General features: G+C 69.3%; 6 protein-coding genes and 1 pseudogene. All 7 read left to right on the top strand.

Annotated elements, in window-relative coordinates:
* Positions 1 to 260, top strand: a pseudogene (locus tag GPA27_RS27500) (efflux RND transporter periplasmic adaptor subunit); the annotation flags it as partial.
* Entirely contained in the window at positions 257 to 2245 is a 1989-nt protein-coding gene (locus GPA27_RS27495; RefSeq protein ID WP_246261525.1) for a MacB family efflux pump subunit, read from the top strand. The pseudogene GPA27_RS27500 and the gene GPA27_RS27495, both read left to right, overlap by 4 nt.
* Before the next feature lie 7 nt (positions 2246 to 2252).
* Positions 2253 to 3653: an efflux transporter outer membrane subunit gene (locus GPA27_RS27490; protein ID WP_169143598.1), complete on the top strand. Its 1401-nt coding sequence runs from the start codon at positions 2253 to 2255 to the stop codon at positions 3651 to 3653.
* A 110-nt stretch (positions 3654 to 3763) separates the two neighbouring features.
* The gene (locus GPA27_RS27485) at positions 3764 to 4621 is read left to right on the top strand and encodes an N-acyl amino acid synthase FeeM domain-containing protein (RefSeq protein ID WP_169143597.1); all 858 of its coding nucleotides are present in this window, start codon (positions 3764 to 3766) and stop codon (positions 4619 to 4621) included.
* 203 nt (positions 4622 to 4824) lie between these two features.
* The gene (locus GPA27_RS27480; protein ID WP_169143596.1) at positions 4825 to 5370 is read left to right on the top strand and encodes an iron transporter; all 546 of its coding nucleotides are present in this window, start codon (positions 4825 to 4827) and stop codon (positions 5368 to 5370) included.
* A 67-nt stretch (positions 5371 to 5437) separates the two neighbouring features.
* Entirely contained in the window at positions 5438 to 5773 is a 336-nt protein-coding gene (locus tag GPA27_RS27475) for a cupredoxin domain-containing protein (protein WP_169143595.1), read from the top strand.
* A gap of 21 nt (positions 5774 to 5794) precedes the next feature.
* A complete protein-coding gene (locus GPA27_RS27470; protein ID WP_169143594.1) occupies positions 5795 to 6613 on the top strand; it encodes an FTR1 family iron permease in 819 nt (272 codons plus the stop codon).
* Positions 6614 to 6640 lie beyond the last annotated feature (27 nt).

The following is a 6640-nucleotide window of genomic DNA, read 5'->3' as shown; positions in this document are numbered from 1 at the left end:
CCTCCGGCGCGCCGGGCGGGGATGCGCCCCGGGGGCCGGACACGAAGAAGGGCGCTGGCGGCACGCCGCGCACGGTGACGCTCAAGGTTGCCCCGGCGGAGGGACCGCTGCAGGACCGCCAGGTCGAGATCGGCGTGCGCAGCCGCATCCACGCCCAGGTGCTGTCCGGCCTCGAGGAAGGGGAGCGGATCGTGTCCGGCATGGCCTCCGCGGACAAGGGCGGCAACGCCAGCGCGCCACGTCGCACGCCACGCATATGAAAGCCGAACCGCTGATCGCCGGACTGGACCCGGATTCGCCCCGGCGGTGGCCGTCGGGCGAACCGCTGATCGAGCTGTCCGGCGTCACCAAGACCTTCCGCACCGGCGAGCTCGCCGTCGAGGTGCTGCACGGCATCGACCTGACGATCTATCCGGGCGAGTTCGTCGCCATCGTCGGCAGCTCGGGTTCGGGCAAGTCGACGCTGATGAACATCCTCGGCTGCCTCGACCGCCCGACCACCGGCACTTACCGTTTCATGGGGCGGGACGTCGCAGGATTCGACCGCGACGAGCTCGCGCGCCTGCGGCGCGAGACCTTCGGCTTCGTGTTCCAGAGCTACAACCTGATCGGCGGCGCCAGCGCGCGCGAGAACGTCGAGGTGCCGGCCGTCTACTCGGGCATGCCACCGGCCGAACGCCATGCACGCGCGATCGAATTGCTGACGACGCTGGGTCTGGGCGACCGCACCACCAACCGCCCCAGCCAGCTTTCCGGTGGCCAGCAGCAGCGCGTGTCGATCGCCCGCGCGCTGATGAACGGCGGCCGCGTGATCCTCGCCGACGAACCGACCGGCGCCCTCGACAGCAAGAGCGGCGCCGAGGTGATGCAGCTGCTGCGCGAGCTCTCGGCGGCCGGGCACACGATCATCCTGATCACGCACGAGCGCGAGGTCGCCGAGCAGGCGCAGCGCATCATCGAGATCCGCGACGGCAACGTCGTCTCGGATCCGGGCCCGCGGCCGCCCGTGGGCCCCGAGCCCGATTTCGACCCGCACATCGACCGCACGTCCCAGCTTTCGGACGTCGTCGAGGCGACCCGCACGGCGCTGCGGGCGCTGCGTGCCAACCTGTTCCGCGCCGCGCTGACGCTGCTGGGCATCGTCATCGGCGTCGCGGCGGTGATCGCGATGCTGGCGATCGGCGACGGCGCCAAGCAGGACGTCATCGACCGCATCAGCGCGATGGGCACGAACCTCCTCACGGTGCGGCCCGGCGCACCGAACCAGCGCGGCCGCGACACGACCGCCACGCTGGTGCGCGAGGACGTGGATGCCATCATCGAGCTGCCCAACGTGCTCGCCGCGGTGCCGGAGCAGAGCGCGGGCGTGACGGTGCGCTACGGCAATGCCGACCACCGCACCTCGGCGACAGCGACCGGCGCCGATTACACGATCGCGCGCGACTGGCCGGTCGCGCACGGCACGTTCTTCAGCGCCGCCGACGAGCGCCGCTATGCGACGGTCGCCGTCGTCGGCCAGACGGTCGCGAAGGCCCTGTTCGGCGACGAGGATCCGATCGGCAAGTACGTGCTGGTGAATAACCTCGTATTCCAGGTGGTCGGAGTGATGGGACCTATGGGCGCGACGCCGTGGGGCTCGGACCAGGACGATGTGATCTTCGTGCCCTTCTCGACCGGTAGCCTGCGCCTGACCGGACAGCGCCACTTGCGCAGCGCCATCGTCGCGGTGGAGGACGTCGCGCAGATAGACGACACGCAGGAAGCCGTACGCGCGCTGCTGCAGACGCGCCATTCGGGCATCGAGGACTTCCAGATCCGGAACATGGCGCAGGTGATCGAGAGCGCGTCGGAGACGCAGAACACGCTGACCGTGCTGCTCGGCACCGTCGCGGCGATCTCGCTGCTGGTAGGCGGTATCGGCGTCATGAACATCATGCTGGTGTCGGTCACCGAGCGCACGCGCGAGATCGGCATCCGCATGGCGACCGGCGCGCGCATGAAGAACATCCTGCAGCAGTTCCTGATCGAAGCGCTGGTCGTGTCGGCGCTGGGCGGGCTGATCGGGGTCGCCGTGGGTCTGGGCGCCGCAGCCGTGATCGAGGCCTTCGACAAGCCTGTCGTGTATTCCCTGCCCCCCGTGCTGCTCGCCTTCGGTTGCGCCTTCGCCACCGGCCTGATCTTCGGCTACCTGCCCGCGCGCAAGGCGGCCCGCCTCGACCCGGTCGTCGCCCTTGCGTCGGAGTGATCCCTCGATGAACCGCATTCCTCCGCGCCGGCTCGCTCCGGTGCTTGCTACGAGCCTGCTGCTTGCATTGTCCGCGTGCGCGATCACCGAACCGGCGACACGGGCCGACCTCGCCGTGCCCGCGGGCTGGATCGAGCCGGCCGCGAACGGCGCGCTTCAACCCGACCCTGTGTGGTGGCGCGGCTTCGCTTCGGTCCGGCTGGAATCCCTGGTCGCCGCCGCAGTCGCGGACAACCCGGACTTCCGCGCCGCAGTCGAACGCGTCCGCCAGGCGGAGATCGCACTGCGCGTGGCCGGTGCGTCGCTGCTGCCCTCCGCCGGCATCGGCGGCGACACCGGGTGGCGGCGCAGCGATCCGGGCGACGGTGGACGCTCGGTCGATAGCGAATCGTCCGGCGCGAGCCTGTCGATCAGCTACGAAGTGGACCTATGGGGCCGCATCGCGGCCAACGTGCGTGGCGCAGAAGCAAGCTTCGCCGCGAGCCGTCACGATCACGACGCGGCACGCCTGACGCTGGTCGCCAGCGTCGCCAACACCTATTTCCAGCTGCTCGCGGCACGCGAGCGGCTGGTCATCGCGCGCGACAATCTCACGATCGCGGAGCGCGTGTTCCGCATCGTCGAAGCGCGCTACCGCAACGGCGCGGCGTCTGCCCTCGACGTAAGCCGCCAGCGCAGCACCGTGCTCGCGCAGCGTGCCGCCCTGCTGCCGCTGGAAACGCTCGAACGCCAGACGCACAGCGCGCTGGCGCTCCTCGTCGGGCAGGCGCCGCAGGATTTCAGCCTCGCCGCCGAATCCTTCACTACCCTTGCAATCCCCCCGGTCACCCCCGGCCTGCCCGCGGAACTGCTCACGCGCCGCCCGGACCTCGCCAGCGCCGAGTCCCAGCTCGCCGCGGCCGACGCGGATGTCGCGGCGGCGCGCGCGGCGTTGCTGCCGCGCATCGATCTTGCCGGCTCGGCTGGTCTCGCGAGCACGGCGCTGCTGTCGCTCGCGAATCCCGCCAGCACGCTGGGCCTGACGGCCAGCCTCACGCATAGCCTGTTCGACGGCGGGCGCCTGCGCAACGAGGTCGAAGCGGCACGTTCGCGGCGGCGGGCGCTGGTCGAAAACTACCGCTCCGCCGTGCATGTCGCACTGAAGGAAGTTGAGGACGCCCTCGGCAACGCCGACCGCGACCGCCGCCTCGAAGACAGCCAGCACGAGATCAGCCGCGAGGCGGCGCGCAGCCTGCGCCTCGCCGAGATGCGCTACCGGGAAGGCGCGGACGAGCTGCTGACGGTGCTCGACGCGCAGCGCACGCTGTTCCAGGCGCAGGACCAGCTCGCCCAGCTGCGGCTCTCCCGCCTCACGGGCACCGTGGACCTCTACAAGGCGCTCGGCGGCGGCTGGTCCTCACCAGGCTGATCGCACGCCCCGGGCTGCACCGCCAACCCCCGGTGCGCCCGCCAAACCCTCCTCCGTTGCCATGACATTTGTCATGCGCTGCAAGGGAGCATATGCGGATGTGCCGGTGCATGTCCGGCCATATCCTCACGAGCATGGGCGTCTGCGCGGGCATGCCATGCCCGCTGCAGGCATCCCAGACGCATGGGGAGGGCATCATGTGGGCGATCACTTCCGCTGATTCCGGCTGCCGCAGCACGCACCCCTCGCCGGGCTGCATTCCGGTCCCCTGCGCGGCGAGCGATGCGCGCAAGGCGGCATGCCGGGCGGCGATCAATTCCGGCGTATGCGGCTACAAATGCGGTGGTTACTGTTATGGGGTCGCCGGATGCAGCGTGCTCGCGCAGGTCCGCGCCCTGGTCGAACGGCTGTATGCGCGGCGCGGCTATCGCACGTCGGAGACCGCGCCGCGCGTGGATTCGCCCGACCGCGTGGTGTTCGCCGGCGCAAGCCGCGGACAGGTGTTCGCAACCATCACGCTGGGGCTGGACTCGCCCGCCGGACTGCTCGTCGACGAGTTGTACGGCCCCGAGGTTGCGGTGTTCCGCCGGATGAAGCGTCGGATCTGCGAACTGTCCGCCTTCGCGATCGACCCGCAGTACAGCTCGCACGGCGTACTCTCCGCGCTGTTCTACCTCGCATACCTGTATGGACGGACGCGACACCGCGTCACCGACGCATTCATCGAGGTGAATCCCCGCCATGCGGGATTCTACGAGCGCGTCTTCCGGTTCCGCCGCATCGGCGACGTCCGCCAGTGCCCGCGCGTCGAGGCTCCGGCAGTGCTGATGCACCTGGACCTCGAACGCACCGGCGCCCACGAAGCGCCGATCGGCAGGGCAGGGACGATTTCCGGACCGGATCCACGCACGGAAGCTGCGGCGACCTCACCACCCAAGGCGCGCAGCCCAGCCGTCATGCACGATTAGTACCGTCCGTCCCACAGCGCCGAGACGCGCAGAGGGCAGCCGATTGCCGATGACCGGCCTCATTGCGAGGTCGGTAGGGCGGCGCCCCCACTCCGCCAATCTTTATTGCGATTAATTCTCATTGTCGTTATTATTCGCAACAACATTCAGCCGATACGCTTATTCGCGATCGTTTCCGCATTTTCCAGACAGAGGAAAACCTCATGTTTCGCGCCCCGCTCCGTCCGCTTGCCATCGCCGCTTTAGCAGCCCTGTCGCTCTCCGCGCACGCCCTCGAGTATCCCATTGGCAAGCCACAACAGCGCAGCGGGATGGAAATCGCGGCCGTCTACCTGCAGCCAATCGAGATGGAGCCGCCGGGCATGATGAAGAAGGCGTCCGACACCGACATCCACATCGAGGCCGACATCCGCGCGCTGGCGAACAACCCGAACGGTTTCGAGGAAGGCAGCTGGATCCCCTACCTGACGGTCAAGTTTGAGATCGCCAAGGTCGGCAGCGACTGGAAGCTCGCCGGCGAGTTCATGCCCATGGTCGCGAGCGACGGCCCGCACTACGGCGACAACATCAAGCTCGCCGGCCCGGGCAAGTACAAGGTCAAGTACACGATCCTGCCGCCGGGCGCGAGCCACGCCAGCCACTTCGGCCGCCACACCGACCGCGCCACCGGCGTGCGTCCGTGGTTCAAGACCTTCGAGATCGAGAACGAATTCACCTACGCCGGCGTCGGCAAGAAGGGCGGCTACTGATGCCCGCGGCGCCGCGCGGCCCGATGCCATGCGGCAGCGCCCACGTTATCGCGAGGAAGCACCCGTCATGCCCCCCATCCCCCTGACCGCATTCCTGGCCGGTCTCGTCGTGCTTGCCGCACCGGCTGCCCACGCCGACATGCCGACGTTCGAGATCGTCGCCGAAAACGGCCGCCTCACGCCCGAGACGATCGAAGTGCCCGCCAACACGCGCTTTCGCCTGCAGCTGACGAACCGCAACGCGGGGCCGGAGGAGTTCGAGACGACGAGCCCGTTCAAGGAGCTCGTGGTCGGACCCGGGGTGACGCGCACGACGATTTTTCCGCCGCTGAAGCCGGGCTCCTATCCCTTCTTCGGCGAGTTCCACCCCGACACGGCGAAGGGCCGTTTCGTCGCCAAGTAAGCACTTCGGGAGGCCGGCAGCATGGGCAACGCACTATTCATCGTATGGCGCGAGAGCGTCGAGGCGATCCTGATCATCAGCATCCTGCTCGCGTGGATCCGCGAACGCGGAGACACCCGGATCGGCGTGCATCACCTGTGGGCGGGCGTCGGCGGCGGCCTCGCGCTGGCGGGCTTCCTGGCGCTGACGATGCTGGGCGTGCATGGCTGGCTCGCGGCCGACGCGCTGGACCTGTTCCAGACCACGATCGTGTTCGCCGCCACCGGCCTGATCACGCACATGGTGCTGTGGATGCGCTCGCACGGACGCCACATGAAGCGCGAACTGGAGGCCGGCCTCTCACGCGCCGCGGATTCGGCCGGCGGCGCATCGGTCGCCATGCTCGCGGCGATCGCGGTGGGCCGCGAGGGCGCCGAAACCGTGTTGTTCCTGTACGGACTGGCGATGGAGCAGTCCGGCGATACGCTCGCGCGCCTGTTCGCCGGCGCGGGCATCGGCTTCGCGCTGGCGCTGGCGACCGCATGGGTGATCCTGTCGGGTGCGCGCTGGCTGCCGGGGCGCCTGTTCTTCCGCGCGAGCGAGATCGTGCTGCTGCTGCTCGCGGCGGCGCTACTGGTGTCGGGTGTCGAGCGCCTGATCGACATGGAGTGGCTGCCGCCGCTCCTCGAGCCGGTGTGGGACAGCTCGGCGCTGCTCGAGGATGGCAGCACGGCGGGTGGCATCGCCGCGGCCTTCGCCGGTTACCGCGCGCAGCCCTCGCTGATGGTGCTGATCGCGTGGCTGGGCTACTGGGGCGTGGTCGCGCTGCTCGGGCGCCTGCAGCGGAGGTCCGCGGCATGAACACCTGCGCCATCTCCGCCTCCGCCC

This window comes from Aromatoleum toluolicum (genome assembly GCF_012911005.2).
Taxonomy (GTDB): Bacteria; Pseudomonadota; Gammaproteobacteria; order Burkholderiales; family Rhodocyclaceae; genus Aromatoleum; species Aromatoleum toluolicum.
The sequence above is the reverse complement of the archived record's forward strand: the minus strand, read 5'-3'. Positions and strand labels throughout refer to the sequence as shown.

Coding starts and splice junctions, on each gene's coding strand:
- GPA27_RS27495 (WP_246261525.1), top strand. CDS start 257: ATGAAAGCCGAACCGCTGATCGCCGGACTGGACCCGGATTCGCCCCGG.
- GPA27_RS27490 (WP_169143598.1), top strand. CDS start 2,253: ATGAACCGCATTCCTCCGCGCCGGCTCGCTCCGGTGCTTGCTACGAGC.
- GPA27_RS27485 (WP_169143597.1), top strand. CDS start 3,764: ATGTCCGGCCATATCCTCACGAGCATGGGCGTCTGCGCGGGCATGCCA.
- GPA27_RS27480 (WP_169143596.1), top strand. CDS start 4,825: ATGTTTCGCGCCCCGCTCCGTCCGCTTGCCATCGCCGCTTTAGCAGCC.
- GPA27_RS27475 (WP_169143595.1), top strand. CDS start 5,438: ATGCCCCCCATCCCCCTGACCGCATTCCTGGCCGGTCTCGTCGTGCTT.
- GPA27_RS27470 (WP_169143594.1), top strand. CDS start 5,795: ATGGGCAACGCACTATTCATCGTATGGCGCGAGAGCGTCGAGGCGATC.